Origin of the sequence: Bacillus sp. S71 (assembly GCF_016625265.1) — a bacterium.
In the GTDB taxonomy this organism is placed as follows: Bacteria; Bacillota; Bacilli; order Bacillales; family Bacillaceae_G; genus Bacillus_A; species Bacillus_A cereus.
Map to the genome: position 1 here is coordinate 427187 of NZ_JACVUW010000004.1, position 22606 is coordinate 449792.

Here is a 22606-nt window from a genome sequence, read left to right on the forward strand (position 1 = left end):
ATATAAGAAAACGGACAACTATTATCAAACTTTCTAGTTGTCCGCATCTTTCATTATTTCATCCCTCAATTTTTGTCAGTAAAACACCCTATTACTTTATATTTACCCAAACACTTTTCACTTCTGTATAATTATCAAGCGCATATGAACCTAATTCGCGGCCAATACCAGATTGTTTGTATCCACCAAATGGTGCAGCTGCATTTTCTAAGTTATAATCATTAATCCACACTGTTCCTGCTTTTAATTTATTTGCCACTTGATGACCCGTTTTGATATTTTGCGTCCATACACCCGCAGCAAGGCCATAAGATGAGTTGTTCGCTCGTTCAATTACTTCTTCTGTCGAATCAAATGGAAGTACAACAACAACTGGTCCAAATATTTCTTCCTTAACGATTGTCATATCGTCTGTAACATCTGTGAATACAGTTGGTTTAACGAAATAACCTTTTTCAAGCGCACGTTCGCCACCAGCCGCAACTGTAGCACCTTCTTTCTTCCCTTGCTCAATGTAATGTAACACACGCTCTTGTTGTTTCTTAGATACGAGTGGACCCATTTCCGTTCCTTTCTCCATACCTGCTCCAAGTTTTACGTTGTTCGCCATTTTCACAAGTGCATCTACTACAGTTTCATAATGTTTACGATGAACAAATACACGTGATCCTGCGCTACAATTTTGACCGTGATTATACATAATACCTTGGAATGCACCATTAATTGATTCTTCCAAGTCCGCATCTTCTAAAATGATATTTGGTGATTTGCCGCCAAGCTCTAACGTTACATGCTTAATCATTTCTGCAGACTGACGCATAATATACTTTCCTGTAACAGTAGATCCTGTAAAAGCAACTTTATCAATGTCATGATGATTTACAATTGCTGCTCCTGCTTCAGGACCAAAGCCTGGTACAAAGTTTACAACACCGTTTGGAAATCCAGCCTCTTTAAAGAGTTTTGCTGTATATAGTAAGGATAAAGGTGTTTGCTCTGCTGGTTTTAATACGATCGTACAACCTGTCGCCAGTGCAGCTCCCATTTTCCAAGAAGACATAACGAGCGGAAAGTTCCACGGAATAATCTGACCTACAACACCTACAGGTTCATGTCTCGTGTAATTTAAGTAATCTTTTGAAATTGGGATTGTTTGCCCAATAATTTTTGTAGCCCATCCTGCGTAATAACGATAATTTTCTACAGTCGCTGAAATATCATCATCAAGTGCTACTTGATATGGCTTTCCATTATCTAAAGCTTCTAGTTGCGCTAATTCTTCTCTATGTTCTTCAATTAAATCTGCTAACTTATAAATAAGATGCGCTCTTTCAGCAGTAGTCATTTCTGCCCACGGACCAGATTTAAATGCAGATCTTGCTGCTTTTACTGCAGCATCAATATCCTCTTCTTGCGCTTCACATACGACTGCTAGAACATCTTCTGTTGCTGGATTGTATGTTTCAAACGTCTTTCCGCCAATAGCAGAAACAAATTCGCCATTAATAAACATTTTAATTTCTTCATTTAAAAACGCTTCCACTTTTGGTTTCAGCTCAATATTTGTCTTTAACATTATGTTCTCCTCCTTATTTAAACAGCTGCATGAGCTGCAATATTTGATAAAATCGTTTGAAGCTTTTGATCTTCGTCAACAGTTAATCCTAGTCTTGGATAGCGAGAAGGTCCTCCCGCTTGCCCATGTAATTCCATGGAACGTTTAACGATTTGAACATATTTCCCTGATCCTTCAAGAAACTCGCAAAGTGGTAAAATAGCATCGTTTATTTCCCACGCCTTTTCTAATTCACCATTTTGAAAATGCTCATACATTTTTGTAACGAGACCGGGAACGATATTTCCTGCTACTGAAACCCATCCCGAAGCACCAACTAAATATGATTCCATAACTAAATCTTCAGAACCACAGAAGACTTGGAAAGCCCCTTCACTTTGTCTTACTAAATCTCTCGCTTTTCGAATATCTCCGCTAGATTCTTTAATATGTGAAACATTTTCACACTCTTTTCCAATACGGAGCATTAGCTCTGTACTCATATCGACACCAGAAGTAAATGGGTTATTGTATAGCATAATTGGTATATTTACAGAGTTTGAGATTTCTTTAAAATGAAAATAAATCTCCTCTTCCTTCGGTTTACAATAGTAAGAGTTTATAATTAATGCACAATCCGCTCCGTGCGCTTCTGCATGTTTCGTATATTCAATTGTTTCTTTTGTGGTCTCTGCTGCAGTTCCAACAATGACTGGAATACGGCCATCAATTTCTTTCAACACAGTTTCTACCATTTTAAATCGTTCTTCTTTTGATAAACTTACAAACTCTCCTGTACTTCCATTAATGATAATACCTGCAACCTTTTGTTCGATAAAGTAATTTACATTTTGTTTTACCCCATCCCAATTAATTTCCTGAAATTCATCCATCGGTGTTATTAATACTGGAAATGCCCCTTTAATTTTTTGCATATTTATCTCTCCCTATCACATTTTATTTTAATAAGAATCCTGCCGGAAACGGATCCGTAGGGTCTAATAGAAACGTCTGCATCCCTGTAATAAATCCTCTACTTTCAAAACGGAAAATGTATCCTAGTTCCTCCTTCTTCACTTTTTCCACAGTTATAAAACTATTAAATATACTTTCATTTTTAAAAGGTTTATCCGCCATATAATCATTTTTAAATAATGCATGAACATAGGAAACGATAGTAGAAACAAAACCTGGCGAACGTACGATAAAGTTATCTTCATGAAATGTAATCGACTTTATATGGTTCTTTTCTTTTTGCGAAGGATCTACTAAAATAAGCCTTTTTATTAGCGACTGTTTTTGTATAGCCTGCAGTGTAGCTTCTCCCCATCTTTTCAATTCTGAAATGTTTTCAACACGAATTTCTGGCGAATACGCACCTTTTTCTACAACTGCATATACTTTATCTGCTTGTATGAGAGAATAACTTACATTACCAACCTGTAAATTTTCCTCAATCAAATAGCAAAGTTTGCTTTCAAACGAAACAGATATAACTTCATCATTCTCTACATACGCATGAACTAAAAATATTCCAGATAACGTTTCAATTTTGTATTGATTGGACTCTCTCTTTTTTAAATACCCACTTTCGAGTAACATCGTTATTACCGCAACAATGCCCCCATAATGAAGCGGAATCGAACCTTCATAATTAAAAAATAATACAGCTGCATCCACTTCATTATGGATAGATGGAACAACAATACACCCATTCAAACCAATAAAACCACGTGGTTCATTTAATAAAAGCTTCATCTCTTCTGCTAATTCACCTGAAAATTGTTCATTTAATTGCTCCAAACTGTAGTAGTATTTGCATGGTACGTCTTTCATTACACGAAATGCCTCGCCATTTACATGTACGTCTACTGCTGTATACATTTTTTGAATGTTCATTTTATATCCTCCGTTTCATGTTCCATCGGCGGAATTAGCAAAAATCCTTCTTTGAGTGGATCCATTTCATTGTAAAAAAATTTATGCATACCCATAAGCCAAGCTGATCCCGTAATTTTCGTTATGACAGCTTCAATATTTTCAACATGTGTCGTATTCATGACATATCCTTTAAATAAAGAACCAACGATACTCTCATGAATGAACTCTTCACCAATTTTGATTTCTTTCTGAGCGTATAATACAGCTAGCTTCGCAGATGTTCCTGTACCGCATGGGGATCGATCTATTCCGCCTGGTGGTACAACAACTGTATTTTTCACATGCGCACATTCATGAGTAGCATCTGTATAAAATTCAACATGTGTTAATCCTCTAATAAACGAATACTCTGGATGAATGATTTCAAACTTCTCATTAATTGTGTTTCTTATATGAATCGCCTTATCGATGATTGTAGATGCATTTTCTGGTACTAATTCTAGGCCTACTGACTTCGCATCAATAATGGCATAAAAATTCCCTCCATACGCAATATCAGCCTCTACAGTTCCAATGTCTTTAACTTGTACAGTAATATTTTTCAATAAAAAAGCTGGTATGTTACAGAAAGATACCTCTTTTGCTTTTCCATCTTGAACAGCAATATCTACTTCCACTAAGCCAGCCGGGGTATCTAGTTTTAAAGAAGTAATCGGTTCAACTACTGGAATTAAACCTGATTCAACTAACGCTGTACATACACCGATTGTATCGTGACCGCACATCGGTAAGTATCCACCTGTCTCTATGTATATAACACCTATATCAGCCTCAGGATGACATGGGTCTGTTAATAATGCCCCTGACATTACATCATGACCACGCGGTTCATTCATTAACAATTTTCGAATCCAATCATATTCCTTTTTCATATGTAACATCTTCTCTGCCATCGTCTCTCCAATCAACTTTGGAAGTCCGCTAATTAATGTCCTCGTTGGATTCCCGCCCGTATGTGTATCAATAGTCGTAAAGACTCTTTGTGACCTCATCCGTTTAACACCCTTTCTGTAAAACGACTCAAACGAAGTGGTTCAATAGGAATAATTGTCTCTTTTTCATTTAATAACTCTTCCATTACTTTCCCAGTAACTGCTGCAAGACTAATCCCATCCCCTTCATGTCCAGCGGCAATGAAATAATTCGGAATATGTTCCACTCGTGAAATAATCGGCAAATGATCTTCTGTCCACGGACGTAAACCAGCGTAAGAACGAATTACCATCATATCTGCCATTTTCGGATAAAAGCGAATCGCTCTATTTGCGATACATTTAATGACTTCATTGTTTATTCTCGTATGAAACCCTACAAATTCACGACTACTTCCAATTAAGAAATTTTGACTTTCAGTAGGCTCAAATACGAGCGCAACCCCGTATTTTTCAGTTAAAACATCTACTTTTCTTTTTCCGCCAAATTTAGAAATTAAATAACCGAATTCCATTACTTTACGGCACCCTACATGTTGTTGCCTTGATGCTACTATAATATGCCCTTTTCTCGGTTCAATTGGTATATTTATATCCAACATCTGACCAATCTTAGGAGCCCACACACCGGCTGCATTTACAACTTGTTTTGCTGTAAAAGTACCATTCGTAGTTTCTACAACAAATGAACCATTCGTCTCTATTTTCATACTCTTTACTTCGGTCTGCTTAAAGGCTTTTGCGCCAAACTTTTGTGCCTCTGACAGAAGCGAGAAAGCAAGGAGATATGGATTCACAGTTGAATCCGTCGCACATTCTAAACCGCCTAATAAATCATCAGCAAAAAAAGGCGACTCTTCTCTTATATCTTGCCTATCAAGCATTCGAAACGGTAATCCAGCTTTTTTTTGCCGATTTACCCATTGCTGTGCAGCCTCCATCTCTTCGTCTGACTCACATACGAGAATACTTCCTGGTGCCCTATATTCAAATGAATGCTCTAATTCTTCACTTAAATCAGTTACTAATTTTTGACTTACTAAAGACATTTGACTATCAAACCCTGGGTCTTTATCAATGGCCAAAATATTCCCATCACACCGTGAAGACGTCCCGCTGACAAATTCTCCTTTTTCAATGATTGTTACGTCTCTTCCGTATTTTGAAGTGTAATAAGCGATAGAACACCCTATTATTCCACCACCTATAATTAAAACGTCGCAGTGCCTCACAATATACTCCTCCTTTCCCTAAACCTCTCACTTTCTTTTATGCAATTGACGTGCCAATTCTGCACATATACAATTTCCATAAACAATATTTTTATTTGTAAAAATAATTCAAATTTATAGTAAATAGGTGTATTATTTTTTTATCACTGTCAAAATTTTTATACATAACAGGAGGATATTATGGCATTTTCATTTCCGACTATACAAGAGTTTTTGGAAAGTATTTTAATCGATCATACATGTAGCCTTAATCACATTAAGCAAGTAAACGAAAGGTTTTATTATCTCCCTTCTACTACAGAAGAATATAATTGCGCCATTATTTATGTAGATGACTCATTCACTGCACTAATTGACGCTTTTTCTTATGAATTAGCTGTTATCATCCTTAACGAAAACGATGAGCCGATATGCTGTATAACTTCTCAGCAAATGATTCCATTTCTTTATAAGTCCTACAATGAACTACAGGCATTTTATGACACCGTAATACTAACAACTGACTCTTCTGTTACAGTCATTGATAGTAAAGAATGCGTTCGAACTTGGACAGATGGTGCTGAAAAAATATTTTCAGTCAACCATAATGAAATTATTGGGCAACCGATTACTCGTTTTTTTGATTATAAAGACTTGGAAATTTTACAATCTTTACATGATGGAAAAAGCATAGTCGCTCAGTTCCATCAGCCTCGTCCCGATTTATTCGTATTAATTAATTCAAATCCAGTTTATTGTAATGATGAAATTATAGGAGCAGTCGTTTCAGAAACAGATGTTACAAATCAAGTCGCTTTAAATGAAAAACTATTTAATATGTCACATGAAATGCACCGTTTAGAACAAGAAGTGGCAAAGTATAAAGATGAATCTGACCCTTTCCTTGCGATGAATGGAAAAAGTCCTGTTATACAAAGAACAATACAATTAGCTAGAAAAGTTTGTTCGGTGAAATCAACTGTTTTAATACTTGGGGAAAGCGGAGTTGGAAAAGAAGTATTTGCGAAAGCAATTCATGAAGCAAGTGAAGCAGCGAAGGCGCCTTTTATTTCGATTAACTGCGGGGCAATTCCAGAAGCATTATTTGAAAGTGAATTATTCGGTTACGAGCGTGGGGCGTTTTCTGGAGCTAATAGTAAAGGGAAAAAAGGTAAAATTGAACTCGCACAAGGCGGTACTTTATTCCTCGATGAGATTGGCGAAATGCCGCTCGATATGCAAGTAAAACTGTTACGTGTACTACAAGAACGAAAGTATTACCGAGTTGGCGGAGAAAAAGAAATTAATATTGATTTCCGCATTATCGCTGCTACAAATCGGGATTTACAAGAAGAAATGAGAAAAGGAACTTTCCGAGAAGATTTATATTATCGTTTAAATGTAGTTAGCCTGCATATTCCACCGCTGCGTGAAAGACGAGAGGATATTATCGAACTCACATACTCATTCTTAAACGATTTTTCGATCAACTATAACCGACCAATTCGTGACCTACCTTCAAGCATTATGCATGAACTGCTTCATTACAATTGGCCAGGTAATATTCGCGAACTTCGAAACGTTGTTGAACGACTTGTGGTATTTGCGACAGACGGAATTATAAAACAAGAATATTTACCATTTCATACGACTGAAACTTTAGACAACCATACAGCTCATTCCCTATTACTCAGCAACAATAATACAATCCTTTCTTTACAAGAAGAGATGGATGAGCATGAGAAAAAAGTTATTGAAAGGGCTTTACGAATTTTAAATGGGAATAAATTAGAATGTGCAAAACAACTTGGCGTAACAAGGGCTACTTTATATAACCGTTTAAAAAAACTTGGACTTCAATAAAGAAGCAGTATGCACCGATTAGGCGTTTACAGGTAGCTCTCTCTCCTTCCTCTATATTGGCATGATTTTTGCATATATAATTTGTGCAAACCGAACTAGAGGAGGAATACACATGACAAATAAAAACAACTTAATCGTTTGTCGTTGTGAAGAGGTTACATACGGACAACTTCAATCGACAATTGCTGAATATAACTGCTCGGCAAGAGAATTAAAACTAAGAACACGTGCTGGCATGGGATTTTGCGGTGGTCGTACATGCAGAATAATGATAGATCGAATGATTGAAAATGCGAATCCTGACGTAACTCTTAATGAACTACCGTTAAAATATCAACCACCAATACGTGCAGTTACTTTTGGATCGGTAGGTGAAAGTAAATGAGTAGAATTACACATCACCCTATTTTAGGGACTTTACAAAGTAGTGAGCGTATTACTTTTCAATTTAACGGTCATCAATACGAAGCATATGAACATGAAACGATAGCTGCTGCCCTGTTAGCAAATGAAATACGGACATTAAGAGTTCATGAAGATAGTGGGACACCGCGAGGTATTTATTGTAATATTGGGCACTGTTCTGAATGCCGCGTAACAGTAAATAATCAAACAAATGTACGCGCATGCTTAACTGTTGTAGAAGAAAACATGGTTGTTGAAAGCGGGAAACAGCATCCGAATATCGTGAGAGAGATGGTGAAAAAACGATGAGTGATGTAATTATTATCGGTGCAGGGCCAGCGGGATTATCTGCTTCTATCTCTTGTGCTCGTTTCGGACTAAAAGTGCTCGTTATTGATGAATTTATGAAGCCGGGCGGGAGATTGTTAGGGCAGTTGCATCAAGAGCCTACTGGGGAATGGTGGAACGGAATAGAAGAATCGAAGCGACTTCATGAAGAAGCAGAATCACTTTCAGTACATATCAGGTGCGGTGTTTCGGTCTATAATTTAGATAAAGATGAAAACAATTGGTTTGTACATACTAATATCGGTACGTTAGAAGCACCGTTCGTACTACTTGCTACTGGTGCTGCGGAATATTCTATTCCCCTTCCAGGCTGGACACTTCCAGGAGTGATGTCAATTGGAGCAGCTCAAGTTATGACAAATGTTCATCGCGTGCAAGTTGGAAAAAAAGGAATCATTATTGGTGCTAACATTTTGTCTTTCGCCATTTTAAGTGAATTGCAATTAGCGGGAATTAAAGTAGATCATATTGTACTCCCTGAAAAAAGCGAGTTAAGTCAAAAAGCTGGTGAACCTGAAGAAGTTTTAAACTCTCTTTTAAATGCAGCACATCTCGCTCCTTCTGCTATTTTACGAATAGGTAGCCACTTTATGAAATATGATTGGATTCGAAAAGCTGGATTAACATTCTATCCAAACAGCGGAATGAAAATAAACGGAACGCCACTTCACCTTCGGAAAGCAGCTCTTGAAATTATCGGAACAGATCAAGTTGAAGGTGTACGTATTGCTAATATTGACTCTAAAGGAAATGTTATTAATGGATCCGAGAAAATATATGAAGCAGATTTTGTTTGTATTGCTGGGGGATTATACCCACTTGCCGAACTTGCAGCTGTAGCTGGTTGTCCCTTCCATTACATTTCAGAATTAGGCGGACACGTTCCTCTCCATTCCGAAACAATGGAAACCCCTCTTCCTGGTTTATTTGTAGCTGGCAATATTACAGGCATTGAAAGCGGAAAAATTGCGATGGCGCAAGGAACTGTTGCAGGTCTATCAATTGCTAAATATGCAGGTGAAAAACATGATATAGTCGACCAACAATTATATCACGCCATGCAAAACGTTCACTCTGTTCGTCAAAAAGCTGCAATTCAGTTTAATCCGATGGTAGATATCGGTAGACGAAAGATGAATGAAATTTGGCGTGATTATTCTTCTACATATGCACATACTAAAAAGAGCTGCTGAGATTATTCTCAACAGCTCTTTTCTCTACTCATCTGAGTTATTAAATCTCGCTAATGCGTAAATACCTTCTTCATCATCTAATTCAAGTTGTAATCTCGCTGCGAATGAATTGACATTATATTCTCTGTCAAGCAATAAGCGTAATGCTTCGATTAAGTTTGCTTGAATTAAAATTTGCTGGCGACCATTTACCTCTACTTCCGCAGAGAAACCGTAGTCATCGTCATACATGAGTTCAACTAACACTTCTTCTGGACCCACTTGTCTTTTTTCAGCTATATATACGCAAAGCGCATTTATTAATTCTTGTTCAGAAATTTTTATTGTTTCCATGCTACTTCATCTGCCTTCTTTTTACGTTGGTCTTTGAAGTATTTAAATGCACGAACTGCTAACATTACGATACCAGCCATTACTAACATATTTACCATAAACGCTAATACAGAACCAAGAGCTCCCATATTTGCAAATAAGCTACCCATTAGTAAACCACCAAGACCACCTAGTAATAAACCTTTCATAAAGCTTCCTTTATTACTTTTTGGTGCTGTGTTTGTTGCTTTCGTTTTTGAATCTGGAGTCGTTTTTTGAGAATTTACATTTGAGTCTTTTTTGTTTAAATCAACTTTTGACTTTTGACCTGAACTTGGTGTAAATGATTTTTTACCAGATTTGTAACTTTTCGCTGCCGCATGATCTACGAACATAAAGCTGCTAGCCCCAAAGATAACCATAAATGCTGTCATTACTGCTACAAGTTTTTTCAACATATTATATCCATTCTCCTTTTATATAGATATATGTGAAATCTATCTTTCTAGTAAATTCAGAATGATAGATTTGTTTTTAAGAACATTTTAAAGGTTCTTATGAACTTATTATATGAACTTTTGTCGAAATATGCAAGTATTATTTACTTCCGACAGTTTGGTGACAAAGGAAAATTTAAGCAAAACAGAATTGACTTTAAATGAAACAAAACATATTATAAGTTCATAAGAACTTTTTATTATTTTGGAGGTGAAAAGATGGAAACATTTCATCTCACACGAAACGAAATGGCTACCCTTCTTCTATCACTAAGAGGATGGAATACGAAAAAGCCTCTCGGTATTTTACAAGAAGCTTGGGCAAAGTCACATAAAAAAGATATTGAAAGCGGACAAAGCGTTACAGCTTTTATTACTACCGCACTTTCACCTATTTTTGAAAAGCTGATTAAAATTGACGATACTGATGTCGGTTTTTCTTTAAATGAAATAGTTGCGCTTGGCAATCAGATTGAAAACACAAGTTTCTCTGTAACTGCTATGCAAAACTGGGTGAAACGAGATATAAAAGAAATGATTGGCTCTCCTCAAAAAGGGAAAAAATATTCAATTGAACAAGCAGCCTTACTATTTATTGTCGAAGATTTAAAAACAGCACTTGATTTTGAATCCATTCGTAAGCTATTACGCCTTATTGTAAATGACCCAGCCGATCGAAGTGATGATTTAATCAATCCTGTTCATTTATATGTAGCATACTCTTCTCTATTTGAAGAACTCAATCAAGGGAATTGCTTACAATTAAATGCAACAGATACCGTTCATACAATTGAAAACATCGTAAAAGAAAAAGCTGATAAAATCGCAAGCAAGTTCGATCAAATTAATAACGAACAACGCGAAGCAATTCGTAACGCTATTATTATTGCGACCCTTTCTGTACATACCGCATATGTACAAATGTTAGCAAAACGTTACGTAACAGCAACTTTATTTTTACAGAACTTAGATGTGAAGCCTTAAAAAAATAGGAGCAGAAATGCTTCTATTTTTTTATGAGAAATTTTTAATAACCTTTTCATTAACCCTTCATGAAAACGCGGCTTATATCCTTTACTATAATACTTATAAGAGACATAAAAGAATTGAAATAGCAATCCCCTATGTAAATAAGGTATAATCTACATATAGTGAACCTTTTATGTCATTAAATAAATGGTTCTTATACTCAAAAATTCATAAACTAGAAGGTGCAACAATGTTAAGTAGTTTTATTCATTCAGTATTAACGTTTTTTGAAGGATTAGGTTATTGGGGCATTATGCTTGGACTTATGATTGAGATTATCCCAAGTGAAATTGTCCTTGCTTATGCAGGATACTTAGTATTCAATGGAAGTATCTCATTTATAGGTGCTGTTGTATTCGGTACAATTGGCGGTGTTATTGCCCAAATCTTTATTTATTGGCTTGGACGATACGGCGGACGACCTATATTAGAACGTTATGGAAAATATATTTTCATACATAAAAAACAAATAGATGCTGCAGAAGATTGGTTTAATCGTTACGGAACTGGCGTCATTTTTACAGCACGCTTCATTCCAGTAGTGCGTCATGCGATTTCAATTCCTGCTGGTATTACAAAAATGCCTTTACTACGTTTCACTACATTAACAGCACTCGCAATCATCCCTTGGTCCATCATTTTCATTTATCTAGGTGAAAAACTAGGCGAAAACTGGGAGAATATAAACGATATTGCTGGTCCGTATGTGAAATCATTTGCAATTGGTGGCGTCGTACTTATACTTTTATACTTCGTTATAAAAAAATGGACAAAAAAGCGCAAAAATCTTGCTTAAGAATATAATAAAAACCGCTATAAATTCATTCGGAATTATAGCGGTTTTCTATTTATATATGAATTAATCTCCAGGAATTATATAACACCTTTCCATCTACATTTACATGGATAAGCAACCATTCGATCCTTCCTTTCGTATATTATCTCAAAAAGGAGTGATTCCCCTATGCATTGGCAGCAAAAAATACCATACTTAATCGGACGCCCTATCGGTATTTCCTTCATAAATGGGCAAGGAACTTCAGGTGTATTATGTTCAGCGCATGATGGGCAATTATATGTGTATGAATACCTTTATCAAGCCCAGTTCGCAATGAAACATTATGATTATAGACAGGTTCAAGATATACATGCATTCCCAAATTGTCCTCACCAAAATCCTCTATACTAAAAAATCGGAACGGCTCATAGCCATTCCGATTTCTATACTTTATTTCTCAGAATAAAATTTCTGCACTGCTTCATCAAAATAAATCCAACCTTTCCAGCCTAAATGAATCGTATCTTTTAAGAAATACTTATCATATTCATGACCAGAGAAATCAACTACTGGATATCCTGCTTTCTCAACCTGTTCTCGAACTTTATTATAATACACTTCACGGCGTTCTTTCGGGAAGCCAGTATAATCATACCAAGGCCCATTTACAGGTACAGAAATAAAGAGTGGTTTGACATTTTTCTCTTTAAATAAATCTAAAATAATTTGTAAATCATCATATTCTGGTGATTCATCATATGTTTCATTTGCTCTAAAGTTTTTTAAACCTTTTAGTTTTTTCTTCAGATTATTCTTATGATAATACGGATTTTCAATTCCGAATGTATTTGTAGTAGACTCAGCTTTCCCTTCTTGTTCTGCGTGTTTACGTGCGTCTTCCCAAGAAATTGAACGAAGCCCGCTATTGGTTTTCTCTTTCATCGGTTCGATTTTAAATAAAGAGTTAAATAAATCTCTATGATCTAAAATATTTCGATACATATAAGCAAGTGGTTTAACTAAACCTGCTTTTATGTTATGTTTCGTATCATTATATACAATACCTTCTAATGAATTTTTTAATATATCATCTTCTTGAACAACTTTATAATCTAATAGCCGTTTCGCGATTTGCTTCTTCATTTCTGGATTTATCTCATCATTAAAAATAAAATGATATGCTTGTTGTTTGGAGAAATTATTAGTGAAATCCCCTTGTGAAACACCAGTCTTTGTAAACCATTGTGGTGAAAGAACAAAGACTACTTTTTTACCTTCTAATTCATCCATAGTAGATGTCATATTTAAAATATGAGCTAAACTTTGTGTACCGCCAGTTCCAATTAAAAACGGTGTAAAACCAGCTGGATTTACTTTGAAATAATTAGACGGATGATATGCATCCATTCGTAAAAATTCTGATGAACCGTACATCGGTAAATACTGTGAATTATCTAACATTTTTTGCTGTAAGAAAGCACTTTGTAATTTCTCTTTTTGTAAAGAAGTTGCCGCATCTTCTACCTTCTTATCACTAATAAGCGATACCAAACTTTTCGATGGGATTAGAATGATAATGAAAAAAAGCACACACGCTAAAATTATAGGACCAAAAGCATGCTTCATTTTCATCTTCTGTCCCTCTTTCTATCGTTATTAACTTGTAACCCTTGTTTTTGACACGTCATCTTTTCTCTCCTTTTTCTCTATACATGTTCCATTCTATTTATCTATTATATACATGTATGTATTTCCTTCCTTGTTCTATTAAGCCCTATATAAATAGCGCCAGAAAATGTTTCCATAGAAACACGTTAATTATACAAGATTCTACATAAATTTCACACTGGAATTTTAGTAATAATTTTATTTTTAAGTCGTGAAAAAACATATGAAATGTCTATATTTCATTCGGAACTGTACAAAAAACAGACTATCACACACGTGAAGTCTGTTTCCCCATTCTTTTATTTTTGTACATCTGCCCATTTTAAACTTGTAGATGGACCAAATTGATGTACATATAAATCTTTCACATATGGTTTTTGTAAGTAAGATAATCCACGCTGGAATACCGGCGCAATTACTGCATCATCAAGTAGCATTTTTTCAGCATCTTGCATTGCTTTCCAGCGAGCCTTTTCATCATTACCTAATTCTGTTTTAATCTTCTTAATTAACGCATCATATTCTGGGTTTGCATATTCTGTATTATTAACACTGCTTCCAGAAAGGAATACTTCTAAGTAAGTCATTGGATCTGGATAATCCGGTAACCAGCGTGATAACGACATTTCATATTCTTTCTTCTTCTCAAGTGCTAATTTTTGCGTATGTGGCTGTAATTTCACATTCACTTTTAATCCAGGTAAATTTTTCTCAAGCTGCTCTTTAATGTACTCTCCGACTTTTTTAAAGTTTTCTAAGTCATAATTTAATAGTTCTAACGTCACTTCATTTGTACCTGTCTCTTGTTTTGCTTTCTCCCAATATTCCTTCGCCTGTTTTACATTCGTCTTATTAAACTCACCAGCCGTACTTCTAAAATCTTTCTTATCTGGGCCTTTTAAGAATCCTTTTGGTACGTAATAATTTGCAGCAACCGAACCATCATTTAAAAATGAATCTGCGAGTCCTTTCTTATCAAAAACTGTACTTAGCGCAAGCCTTGCATTTTTATTTTTAAGAATCGGTACATTTTCATTAAATCGGAAGAAGTACATAACTGGATCTGTGTATTGTTTTAGCTCTTTATTATTTTTATATTTATCTACGAATTCTGTAGAAATAACAGCTCTATCAACTTTATCTGTTTCATATAAATTTACCGCAGTTGAAATTTCTTTTACAATTTGATAGTTTACTTCATCTAACTTCACTTCTTTTTTATCCCAATACTTATCGTTTTTCTTCATTGTAAAGCTAGCTTCATGCTTCCACTCTGATAATGTAAATGGTCCATTATATACCGCTTTATTTGCTTCTAATCCGTATTTATCACCTTGCTCTTTCGCATATTTTTCGTTAATTGGATAGAAGGATGGTAAAATTAATAATTTCGTAAAATACGGTACAGGATGTTCTAGCTCTACGACGAATGTTTTATCATCCTTCGCTTTTACTCCTAATTCATCTAGACCTAGTTGTTTTTTATTTATCTTCTCAGCGTTTTTCACATCGTACGCAATGTATGCATATTGAGAAGCGGTATCTGGATTAATCAATTGCTTCCAAGCGTATACGTAATCATGAGCGGTTACTGGATCTCCGTTAGACCATTTCGCATCACGCAATTGGAATGTATATGTCTTTCCATCTTTACTCACTTCATATTTTTGTACGCCTGCCTCAATTACTTCATCATTTTTCGATAAACGGAATAGTCCTTCCATTACGTTATTTAAAACGTTAAACGAGACTGCATCTGTTACTTTTCCTGAATTTAACGACGGAATTTCACCTATTTCTAGTAACTGCAATACTTTCTTCTCATCTTTCGGCTTTGTTGCAGTTTTTTCTTTTGCGCAGCCAACTAAAAATGAAGAAGCTAATAGAGTACTAACTAATGAGTAACGAACAATTTTTTTCATTTGAAAACCCCCTCTATTTTTAAGGTAAGTAACGACGTGCACCAGCGTATTCTTCTATATATCCTGGTGTATTTAGCGGTATAATCTCTACCGACCTTTCAGCTCTTGGTGAGTGAATCATATTGCCATCACCAATATACATTGCAACGTGATGGACACTACCTTTCCCTTGATCATGTGCAAAGAAGATTAAATCTCCCTTTTGTAAGTTTTCTTTATCAACTGCAATTCCTGCTCTTGATTGCGGTCCAGAATCTCGCGGAATTGTAATGCCGTGCGATTTATAGATCGTATGCGTGAAGCCAGAGCAATCAAATCCAAAACCACTTGTACCAGCCCATATATACGGTAAACCTAAAAACATTTTCCCTGTGTTAATTAAATCATCAGCTGTCGGTTTTGGAATATCAGTTTGAGAACGGTAAACTGTTCCATCATTTTTTCGTAGCCATGCTTTCTGACCATTTGGCAACAATACACGGTATGAAATTGTGTCTTCACTTAATAGCGGCAGTCTTGTATTATAACTGACTTCAAGTGATTTATGTTTTTCAGAAGGATTTATATATAAAATCGCTGTTGGCTTTGTTATTAATACAAAAGGTTCATTTGTTTTATCTGCAAATTCTTGATTATATGTTAATTGCTTTTCAGGCATCCAGCCCGGATAACCTTCTTCATTTCGTGGTGTTGGCTGTCCATGCACTAATACCTTCACCCACTCGCCTTTCTTATCAATAACAGTTACTTCTTGACCGAGTAACGCTTGTGTTTCTAATTTATTTGCATTTGTTAACCATAGTTTCTCGTCAAGTGTCATTGATTTCGTCCATTTCCAAAGATCCACTGGATTTGTTGCACTCGGTGTATCGATTGACCTTAATGAATCAGGTGCTGTCCATAACGTTGCAGCAGATACATCTATAAATGCTTTATTATCCTTCTTTTCTTCAGCATTTGCCGATGTAAACGATGAAAATATAAATAAAGTTGTTAAAAATGCAGTTCCTGCTTTTTTCATATATATCCCCCTTAAAAAAATAGTTTATTAGTCTCTTCTCCTAAGACTTACTATTCACTGTTGATTGAAGGTTTACCTTTGATCCAGAATAAGTCATTCCTTCTGGCTCTTCCATTAACCAAAGCGGTGCATCAAGATCAAAATAATGTATATTAGGATGCGCTGCCGCTAAATGTGCAACAGCGCTAACGGAAAGTGAAGATTCCATCATGCTTCCCACCATACACTTCACACCAGCCGTTTCTGCGATATCTGCAATACGCCATGCTTCACGTATGCCACCACATTTCATTAATTTAATATTAATTAAGTCTGCGTATCTTCCTTGAACGAGCTTTAATGCATCACTTGCTGAAAATATACTTTCATCGGCCATAATTGGCGTTTGCACACGATCTTTGACATACTTTAACCCATCCCAATCTTTCGCGTGTACTGGTTGTTCAATAAATTCTATATTTAAATTACGATTTTCCATCTCTTGAATGATAGAGATCGCTTCTTTTGGACTCCAACCTTGATTCGCATCTAAACGTAATGTCGTATTTCTTGGTACCACATTTCGAATTGCCTCAATACGTTCCAAATCTAAATGCGCCTCTTTACCCACTTTAATCTTTAATGTTTGAAATCCTTTTTCTATATGTTTCTTCGCTTCTTTTGCCATTAATACAGGCTCATCCACACTCACTGTAATATCGGTATAAATTTCTTTCTTCCCGCCTAACAATGCATATAACGGCACATTTTGATATTGGCAATATACATCATATAGAGCGATATCTACCGCTGCTTTCGCACTTGAATTTCCAATACAACTCATTTGAATGCGCTGTAGTAACTGCTGAAACTGAATGATATCTTGACCAATTAAACATGAACGCATCGGTCCTAAAATCGCTTCTTCCATTCCACTGGTGAAATCACCCGTAATAACTGGCGTTGCGGCTGCAGCCCCCTTACCAATCACTCCTTCGTCTGTATGAATATAAACATCTATACTTTCAATTTCTGTTACAGTACGAAGCGCGGTTTTAAACGGTGTATGAAGTTTTATACGTCTACGATTTACTTTTACGTCTGTAATTTTCATTTTGTTCATCCTTTCGTTCTCCAATGAAGTGAAATCTTAATCCACCGGAAATTTATTACCCACAGATTATTAGGTAAACCTATTGAGCATTTACTCTCCTATCTCTCTACTTTGCTTTTGATGTAGGACTTTAATGTGGAATAAAAAAATCCAGCCATAAGAATGATTCTTACGGCTGGATTTTGTCTATGATTGAGTAGACAAAGCAGCAATCTGATTATATTTTTTCTGTGCATCTTTTAGCGCTACAAGTAACGCTTTTTGAGAAGAACCGAAATAACGGTTCTTCACTTCCATTACTAACGCTGGGTCATTTATATTTTTATGTAAAAATAAATATTTAACAAATTGAGATGTTAATGCAATTGTCGCTGAGCAATCTGCATCTACAATTTCCCCTGTATCCTTAACAAGAACAAATGCTACGAAATAGCTTTTAAACTTTTCAGTAATGGGATTATTTTGAGGTGCTTTCGCATCCCCTACGACATAAATTGTATTTGAAGCGTACACAGCTACCTTCCTTTCTTATACGAGGATAACGGGTTTCTTAATAGTCGTATGAGCGATGAACTCAACGTTGATTAAAAAATGTATCCGCTTATCTTGTATTATAATACAATTAACAGAATTTTAACAATATTTATTTCGGTGTATATTCCATAATTGTGAAAATATCTCAAACTCTTCATTTTTACAATATGTGATTGTTCCTTGTACCATGACATTTAAACATGAAAAAACAGTTAGCTATGGCTAACTGTTTTTTCATTACTTTGGCATCACAAATATAGTTTCATTTGACTTAGAAAATTGATACTCTTTTCTCGCAAACTTCAAAATTTCTTCTTCATCGTCTGTTAAATTTTCTATGTTAGTCTTTAAAGAACCTTTATCTTTCTTTAAAGATACTAATTGTTTCTTTTGATCCGTAATCGTATCTTTCTTTTTATCAATTACTTCTTGTTGTTTCGTTAAAATATATTGAACGTACAGAGTAGTTGCCGCAATAAAAAGGACCATTAAAATAAGACGCCTTAACTTCTTTTTATTTATCTTACGCTTGTCACTAGGTTGTGATGATTGTTCTGGTATATTAGGAACATTTACTCGTTTGAGTTTCCTCATTCAAATCCCCCTAACCCATATTTTTCACTACCATCGGCACGTTTTCTTACTAAACTAAATTCTATTCTTATAAAATAAACTCCTTCACAAAAATATCCCATAAATTAACCAATTAAAGATAGCATTCGACGACATTTCTACATTTACACCGTTTTTTTTTATACATGCTGCTATAAAATAGTAGTTTCTGTAATTCTTTTTCTACTATTGTAGAAGAGTTTTTTTACACACAAAATTCCTTCCCCACATATCCATGTTATAACATGCTTACAAGGAGGGGAAATATGCATTACCGCACATTAGGTAAAACTGGAATAACTGTTTCTGAAATAGGTTTTGGGGCATGGGCAATCGGTGGTGATGAATGGGGACCTGTTAACGATAAACAATCTATAACTGCTATAAAAAAAGCAATTGAGTGTGGTGTGAATTTTATTGATACTGCGGATGTGTATGGTTTAGGACATAGTGAAAAGTTGGTAGCTACCGCGATTAAAGGACATCGTAATAATATTATCCTATCAACGAAAGGTGGTTTAATCGGACACCACTACGATCCTAATGGAGTTCCTGTATATGATACTCCCGAAAAAATCATCGCCGTATTCGAAACAAGTTTACAACGTCTTCAAACAGATTATATTGATCTTTATTTTTGTCATATTTGGTGGCATAATCGTAGAGAAACAGAAGCATTTCTACGTGCATTTGACATATTAAAACGTGATGGCAAAGTAAGAGCAGTCGGTGTTTCGACTCATGATTTACAATACATTCATCATTTCAATAAAAACAACGAAATTGATATCGTACAACTTGATTACAATATATTAAATCGAAAACCAGAAAAAGATATATTACCATTCTTACAAGAGAAAAATCTAGGAGCTATTATTCGTGGTCCATTAAAAATGGGCATTTTAACTGGAAAATTCACAAATAAAACAATTTTTCCAGATGGAGATTTACGCAAAGAATGGCCAAATGAAACTTGGTTTCAAGAAGACTTACAAACCGTAGAAAAACTTAGGTTGCTCTCAAATAAAAATCAGACCCTCGGGCAACTTGCACTTCGCTATGTACTCTCTCATCCGGCAGTAAGTGTTGTAATTCCTGGTGCGAAGTCAGGAACGCAAGCACAAGAAAATGCAAATGCATCTGTTCGCCCTATTTTGAGTGATGAAGAGCTTAACTATATTCATTCAATATAAAAAGCCCAATCCGGGCTTTTTAATTTGGCAAACTAATATCATACTCCATTCGCTTCGCTGTGTCCTCCGCAACATGCACACCTAACAAGTTTTTCACAATATGAAATGCCATATTAATTCCAGCTGAAATTCCGGCAGATGTTATAATATGTCCTTCATCTACAAACTTTACATTTTCTATAACTTCAACATTTTGAAACTCATTTTTAAACTTTTCAATACTAGCCCAATGTGTTGTTGCTTTTAAACCTGCCAATAAACCTGCTTTCGCCAGTAATAGCGCTCCTGTACAAACTGACGTCATCAGCTTTACTTCTTTCATTTGCTGGCCAATCCATTTTATTACTATTTCATTTTTTATTTCATATTCTCTAGCACCTAGCCCACCCGGAATTATTAAAATATCCACTGGTGGTAAATTTTCAATACTATAATCTGGCTGTACCTTCAATCCGTTCCTTGCTGTAATCATTTCCCCATTCTCGCTAACGGTATAAACAGTAAATGGTTTTTCTTCATTCACCTCAGTTACAGAAAAAACTTCAAATGGCCCTGCAAAGTCTAACACTTCTACTTCATTAAATAAAAATATACCAACACTCCATTTATTCATCATAAGTTCACTTCCTGTTTCAAATGATGTAATAGATGATCATATCCTTTTTCTAATGCAATATCATACGCTGTTTTCCCATCATATTTCTTTATCATCTTATTAGCTCCATTTTTAAGGAGTAACATAATTATTTCTTCATTTCCTAATAATGCCGCTTCGTGAAGTCCTGTCCAGCCACCACTTTGCATAATATTTACATCTGATCCTTTTTCAATTAAGAAAGCAACAAGTTCACTTTGCTTGTTCGCAATTGCTGCTTGCAAAGGCGTATTTTCATTTTCGTTTTTCGCTCTACTATGTATATCTGCACCGCTTTCTAAAAGAAAACTCGCTATTTCTTTCTGTCCAAAATAAGCTGCTAAATGAAGTGGTGTCCATCCATCTTCACTACATTCGTTAACAATACTTGGACTCGCCTTTATAAACTCCACTACTTTTTCCTTATGACCACTTAAAACAGCTTGTGCTATTGATTGTAAATGCTCCATAATGATCTCCTATCCTTCAAAATATTTAAGCATCCCCTTCTACATGTTCTATTAATTATTACATTTTCCTTTTAAAACTTAAGTTTACATAATAATATTATAAATTACTTTTGTACTAAATGTTGAATAGCAATAATGTTAAAAATAATACCTTTAAACAATAAAGACTATGATTTCATTAGAGTTACTGAAAAAAGCAATTAAAAAAACTATACACATAGTTTTCATCATATTTGTTCAGTTGCATGAACTAAAACAGGTAATATTTATTCTGCTATTCATACTTTCAACATATCAAATAATATTATTCCAATAAAAAAACAATCCATTTTAAAAATGGATTGTTTTTTTATTTCTGTTTTATGCGGTTTATTTTATTTTAGTATTTTCAATGACGAAATAATTACACTTACAAAAATGAAATACTACTATCTTAGCCCCTCTTATAGTAAGTTTTTCGTTTGAAAACCCAAAACACATTTTCGCCTTACGATTAAAAAACATATGTAAAAATCTCTAAAACAGCTGCCTTATCATACTAATCTATAGCAATTCTGTCTTCTTCCCTTACCTGTTTCCTTTAACACATACGATTTTAAAACAAGCGCCGTTAATGAATCTGTTAATGTTTTATATGATAAATTTGATAATGCCAATAGATCGTTCGTATATAACATTCTATGCTTCTCTAATAATAATAGTACTAATCGTTCAGACGGTTTTAATGCCTCATCACTTTCTAGTATAAAGTCTATATTTTTCATTTCTCTAATTACTACTCCTTATATAAAAAAATACTTTAGGTGCTAATTTAATATAAAAATAATACATAACAAAATTTGAAATATATTAAAATAACATTGTTTTAAAACACTATTATACTATAACATATAAAAAGCATTTCCCGAAATAGGAAATGCTTTTTATATTAGTTATATAATTCTTCAAAAACTACATTTAAAAACCGTTAGTCATTCTCTAAATATGAATGACTAACCGTCTTCCAGCTTCTTCTCAATTAACATGTTTTACCTTAAATATTTCTTGCAATATGTGGCTTACTGTAATGACTTGTTCCACCGCCACCTACTACTACTTTACCACCTTTTTCGAAAATTAATAATTTACTTGAACCATCTGCAAGAAGTACTATTACTTCAGCATTATTACTTGTTGCTATATAAATTACATAACCACTCTTTGATATACAAGTTTCCCAATTCGAATCAAATTCTGATCTTACTACACGATTTGAATACACTTGATTTTCAATTCTACCTTGTTCTTCGTTTTCCAAATTTATTCTCCCCTCTTCCCTGAATAGTTATATATATTAAAATAGCAGTCCTGTTTAAAATAGTGACTGATTTTAACATAAATAGTATATGTAGTTAG

At 34.9% G+C, this 22606-nt stretch carries 25 protein-coding genes; 8 read left to right on the top strand and 17 right to left on the bottom strand.

Annotated elements, in window-relative coordinates; genetic code table 11:
• Positions 1–91 precede the first annotated feature (91 nt).
• Genes IBT51_RS12450 through IBT51_RS12470 form a run of 5 tightly spaced genes read right to left on the bottom strand, consistent with a single transcriptional unit; the run spans position 92 to position 5660 of the window.
• Positions 92–1576: an aldehyde dehydrogenase family protein gene (locus IBT51_RS12450; protein ID WP_200458264.1), complete on the bottom strand. Its 1485-nt coding sequence runs from the start codon at positions 1574–1576 to the stop codon at positions 92–94.
• 17 nt (positions 1577–1593) lie between these two features.
• Complete coding sequence (dapA, locus tag IBT51_RS12455) at positions 1594–2490, bottom strand: 4-hydroxy-tetrahydrodipicolinate synthase (protein WP_200458263.1); 897 nt, start codon at positions 2488–2490, stop codon at positions 1594–1596.
• 22 nt (positions 2491–2512) lie between these two features.
• Positions 2513–3454, bottom strand: a complete 942-nt coding sequence (locus tag IBT51_RS12460) for a proline racemase family protein (RefSeq protein ID WP_098853081.1) — start codon at positions 3452–3454, stop codon at positions 2513–2515.
• On the bottom strand, positions 3451–4488 hold the full coding sequence (locus IBT51_RS12465; protein WP_200458262.1) for a proline racemase family protein: 1038 nt from the start codon (positions 4486–4488) through the stop codon (positions 3451–3453). The genes IBT51_RS12460 and IBT51_RS12465 overlap by 4 nt, the downstream gene beginning before the upstream one ends.
• Positions 4485–5660 (bottom strand): FAD-dependent oxidoreductase, encoded by a 1176-nt coding sequence (locus IBT51_RS12470; protein WP_200458261.1) that lies wholly within the window; start codon positions 5658–5660, stop codon positions 4485–4487. Before IBT51_RS12470 ends, IBT51_RS12465 begins: the two co-directional genes overlap by 4 nt.
• A 180-nt stretch (positions 5661–5840) precedes the next feature.
• Here IBT51_RS12470 and IBT51_RS12475 point away from each other — a divergent pair, with 180 nt between their 5' ends.
• The 4 genes from IBT51_RS12475 to IBT51_RS12490 all read left to right on the top strand — a co-directional run bounded on the left by IBT51_RS12475 (position 5841) and on the right by IBT51_RS12490 (position 9448).
• A complete protein-coding gene (locus tag IBT51_RS12475; RefSeq protein WP_088023696.1) occupies positions 5841–7502 on the top strand; it encodes a sigma-54 interaction domain-containing protein in 1662 nt (553 codons plus the stop codon).
• A gap of 112 nt (positions 7503–7614) precedes the next feature.
• The gene (locus IBT51_RS12480; RefSeq protein ID WP_000182619.1) at positions 7615–7887 is read left to right on the top strand and encodes a (2Fe-2S)-binding protein; all 273 of its coding nucleotides are present in this window, start codon (positions 7615–7617) and stop codon (positions 7885–7887) included.
• On the top strand, positions 7884–8216 hold the full coding sequence (locus tag IBT51_RS12485; protein ID WP_000087063.1) for a (2Fe-2S)-binding protein: 333 nt from the start codon (positions 7884–7886) through the stop codon (positions 8214–8216). Before IBT51_RS12480 ends, IBT51_RS12485 begins: the two co-directional genes overlap by 4 nt.
• Complete coding sequence (locus IBT51_RS12490) at positions 8213–9448, top strand: NAD(P)/FAD-dependent oxidoreductase (protein ID WP_001286083.1); 1236 nt, start codon at positions 8213–8215, stop codon at positions 9446–9448. The genes IBT51_RS12485 and IBT51_RS12490 overlap by 4 nt, the downstream gene beginning before the upstream one ends.
• Positions 9449–9472: 24 nt before the next feature.
• Here IBT51_RS12490 and IBT51_RS12495 read toward each other — a convergent pair whose 3' ends face one another.
• Complete coding sequence (locus IBT51_RS12495) at positions 9473–9781, bottom strand: YxcD family protein (protein ID WP_000447762.1); 309 nt, start codon at positions 9779–9781, stop codon at positions 9473–9475.
• Positions 9769–10218 (bottom strand): hypothetical protein, encoded by a 450-nt coding sequence (locus tag IBT51_RS12500; protein ID WP_000914478.1) that lies wholly within the window; start codon positions 10216–10218, stop codon positions 9769–9771. Before IBT51_RS12500 ends, IBT51_RS12495 begins: the two co-directional genes overlap by 13 nt.
• Positions 10219–10476: 258 nt before the next feature.
• On the opposite strand from IBT51_RS12500, the gene IBT51_RS12505 reads away from it, so the two are divergent.
• The 3 genes from IBT51_RS12505 to IBT51_RS12515 all read left to right on the top strand — a co-directional run bounded on the left by IBT51_RS12505 (position 10477) and on the right by IBT51_RS12515 (position 12475).
• Entirely contained in the window at positions 10477–11241 is a 765-nt protein-coding gene (locus tag IBT51_RS12505) for a DUF1836 domain-containing protein (protein ID WP_000447231.1), read from the top strand.
• Between the two features lie 235 nt (positions 11242–11476).
• Entirely contained in the window at positions 11477–12082 is a 606-nt protein-coding gene (uptA, locus tag IBT51_RS12510) for an undecaprenyl phosphate transporter UptA (protein WP_000952913.1), read from the top strand.
• A 168-nt stretch (positions 12083–12250) separates the two neighbouring features.
• Complete coding sequence (locus tag IBT51_RS12515; RefSeq protein ID WP_000558692.1) at positions 12251–12475, top strand: hypothetical protein; 225 nt, start codon at positions 12251–12253, stop codon at positions 12473–12475.
• A gap of 39 nt (positions 12476–12514) precedes the next feature.
• On the opposite strand, the gene dltD is transcribed toward IBT51_RS12515, so the two are convergent.
• From dltD to IBT51_RS12545, 6 genes are all read right to left on the bottom strand, one after another.
• The gene (dltD, locus tag IBT51_RS12520) at positions 12515–13696 is read right to left on the bottom strand and encodes a D-alanyl-lipoteichoic acid biosynthesis protein DltD (RefSeq protein WP_098127586.1); all 1182 of its coding nucleotides are present in this window, start codon (positions 13694–13696) and stop codon (positions 12515–12517) included.
• Between the two features lie 335 nt (positions 13697–14031).
• Positions 14032–15654 (bottom strand): peptide ABC transporter substrate-binding protein, encoded by a 1623-nt coding sequence (locus tag IBT51_RS12525; RefSeq protein WP_000725187.1) that lies wholly within the window; start codon positions 15652–15654, stop codon positions 14032–14034.
• Positions 15655–15673: 19 nt separating this feature from the next.
• Positions 15674–16675 (bottom strand): C40 family peptidase, encoded by a 1002-nt coding sequence (locus tag IBT51_RS12530; protein WP_098853076.1) that lies wholly within the window; start codon positions 16673–16675, stop codon positions 15674–15676.
• Positions 16676–16715: 40 nt separating this feature from the next.
• Complete coding sequence (locus IBT51_RS12535; protein ID WP_001038451.1) at positions 16716–17777, bottom strand: dipeptide epimerase; 1062 nt, start codon at positions 17775–17777, stop codon at positions 16716–16718.
• A gap of 177 nt (positions 17778–17954) precedes the next feature.
• A complete protein-coding gene (locus tag IBT51_RS12540; RefSeq protein WP_000271322.1) occupies positions 17955–18281 on the bottom strand; it encodes a DUF3870 domain-containing protein in 327 nt (108 codons plus the stop codon).
• Positions 18282–18539: 258 nt separating this feature from the next.
• Positions 18540–18896, bottom strand: coding sequence for an FtsB family cell division protein (locus tag IBT51_RS12545; protein WP_001228739.1), 357 nt, complete (start codon positions 18894–18896; stop codon positions 18540–18542).
• Between the two features lie 284 nt (positions 18897–19180).
• On the opposite strand from IBT51_RS12545, the gene IBT51_RS12550 reads away from it, so the two are divergent.
• Complete coding sequence (locus IBT51_RS12550; protein WP_016081254.1) at positions 19181–20107, top strand: aldo/keto reductase; 927 nt, start codon at positions 19181–19183, stop codon at positions 20105–20107.
• Positions 20108–20126: 19 nt separating this feature from the next.
• Here the strand turns inward: IBT51_RS12550 and IBT51_RS12555 are convergent, their stop codons facing one another.
• The 4 genes from IBT51_RS12555 to IBT51_RS12570 form a co-directional block, all read right to left on the bottom strand.
• Complete coding sequence (locus tag IBT51_RS12555) at positions 20127–20723, bottom strand: DJ-1/PfpI family protein (protein ID WP_000981420.1); 597 nt, start codon at positions 20721–20723, stop codon at positions 20127–20129.
• Positions 20720–21211 (bottom strand): ankyrin repeat domain-containing protein, encoded by a 492-nt coding sequence (locus IBT51_RS12560; protein ID WP_000400688.1) that lies wholly within the window; start codon positions 21209–21211, stop codon positions 20720–20722. Before IBT51_RS12560 ends, IBT51_RS12555 begins: the two co-directional genes overlap by 4 nt.
• Before the next feature lie 533 nt (positions 21212–21744).
• Positions 21745–21975, bottom strand: coding sequence for a hypothetical protein (locus tag IBT51_RS12565; RefSeq protein ID WP_000789031.1), 231 nt, complete (start codon positions 21973–21975; stop codon positions 21745–21747).
• 269 nt (positions 21976–22244) lie between these two features.
• Complete coding sequence (locus tag IBT51_RS12570) at positions 22245–22508, bottom strand: hypothetical protein (protein ID WP_075720378.1); 264 nt, start codon at positions 22506–22508, stop codon at positions 22245–22247.
• Between the last annotated feature and the right edge of the window lie 98 nt (positions 22509–22606).

Excerpts from the sequence above, each read along its gene's own strand:
- IBT51_RS12450 (WP_200458264.1), bottom strand. The coding sequence starts at position 1,576 with ATGTTAAAGACAAATATTGAGCTGAAACCAAAAGTGGAAGCGTTTTTA.
- dapA (WP_200458263.1), bottom strand. The coding sequence starts at position 2,490 with ATGCAAAAAATTAAAGGGGCATTTCCAGTATTAATAACACCGATGGAT.
- IBT51_RS12460 (WP_098853081.1), bottom strand. The coding sequence starts at position 3,454 with ATGAACATTCAAAAAATGTATACAGCAGTAGACGTACATGTAAATGGC.
- IBT51_RS12465 (WP_200458262.1), bottom strand. The coding sequence starts at position 4,488 with ATGAGGTCACAAAGAGTCTTTACGACTATTGATACACATACGGGCGGG.
- IBT51_RS12475 (WP_088023696.1), top strand. The coding sequence starts at position 5,841 with ATGGCATTTTCATTTCCGACTATACAAGAGTTTTTGGAAAGTATTTTA.
- IBT51_RS12480 (WP_000182619.1), top strand. The coding sequence starts at position 7,615 with ATGACAAATAAAAACAACTTAATCGTTTGTCGTTGTGAAGAGGTTACA.
- IBT51_RS12485 (WP_000087063.1), top strand. The coding sequence starts at position 7,884 with ATGAGTAGAATTACACATCACCCTATTTTAGGGACTTTACAAAGTAGT.
- IBT51_RS12490 (WP_001286083.1), top strand. The coding sequence starts at position 8,213 with ATGAGTGATGTAATTATTATCGGTGCAGGGCCAGCGGGATTATCTGCT.
- IBT51_RS12495 (WP_000447762.1), bottom strand. The coding sequence starts at position 9,781 with ATGGAAACAATAAAAATTTCTGAACAAGAATTAATAAATGCGCTTTGC.
- IBT51_RS12500 (WP_000914478.1), bottom strand. The coding sequence starts at position 10,218 with ATGTTGAAAAAACTTGTAGCAGTAATGACAGCATTTATGGTTATCTTT.
- IBT51_RS12505 (WP_000447231.1), top strand. The coding sequence starts at position 10,477 with ATGGAAACATTTCATCTCACACGAAACGAAATGGCTACCCTTCTTCTA.
- uptA (WP_000952913.1), top strand. The coding sequence starts at position 11,477 with ATGTTAAGTAGTTTTATTCATTCAGTATTAACGTTTTTTGAAGGATTA.
- IBT51_RS12515 (WP_000558692.1), top strand. The coding sequence starts at position 12,251 with ATGCATTGGCAGCAAAAAATACCATACTTAATCGGACGCCCTATCGGT.
- dltD (WP_098127586.1), bottom strand. The coding sequence starts at position 13,696 with ATGAAAATGAAGCATGCTTTTGGTCCTATAATTTTAGCGTGTGTGCTT.
- IBT51_RS12525 (WP_000725187.1), bottom strand. The coding sequence starts at position 15,654 with ATGAAAAAAATTGTTCGTTACTCATTAGTTAGTACTCTATTAGCTTCT.
- IBT51_RS12530 (WP_098853076.1), bottom strand. The coding sequence starts at position 16,675 with ATGAAAAAAGCAGGAACTGCATTTTTAACAACTTTATTTATATTTTCA.
- IBT51_RS12535 (WP_001038451.1), bottom strand. The coding sequence starts at position 17,777 with ATGAACAAAATGAAAATTACAGACGTAAAAGTAAATCGTAGACGTATA.
- IBT51_RS12545 (WP_001228739.1), bottom strand. The coding sequence starts at position 18,896 with ATGAGGAAACTCAAACGAGTAAATGTTCCTAATATACCAGAACAATCA.
- IBT51_RS12550 (WP_016081254.1), top strand. The coding sequence starts at position 19,181 with ATGCATTACCGCACATTAGGTAAAACTGGAATAACTGTTTCTGAAATA.
- IBT51_RS12555 (WP_000981420.1), bottom strand. The coding sequence starts at position 20,723 with ATGATGAATAAATGGAGTGTTGGTATATTTTTATTTAATGAAGTAGAA.
- IBT51_RS12560 (WP_000400688.1), bottom strand. The coding sequence starts at position 21,211 with ATGGAGCATTTACAATCAATAGCACAAGCTGTTTTAAGTGGTCATAAG.
- IBT51_RS12565 (WP_000789031.1), bottom strand. The coding sequence starts at position 21,975 with ATGAAAAATATAGACTTTATACTAGAAAGTGATGAGGCATTAAAACCG.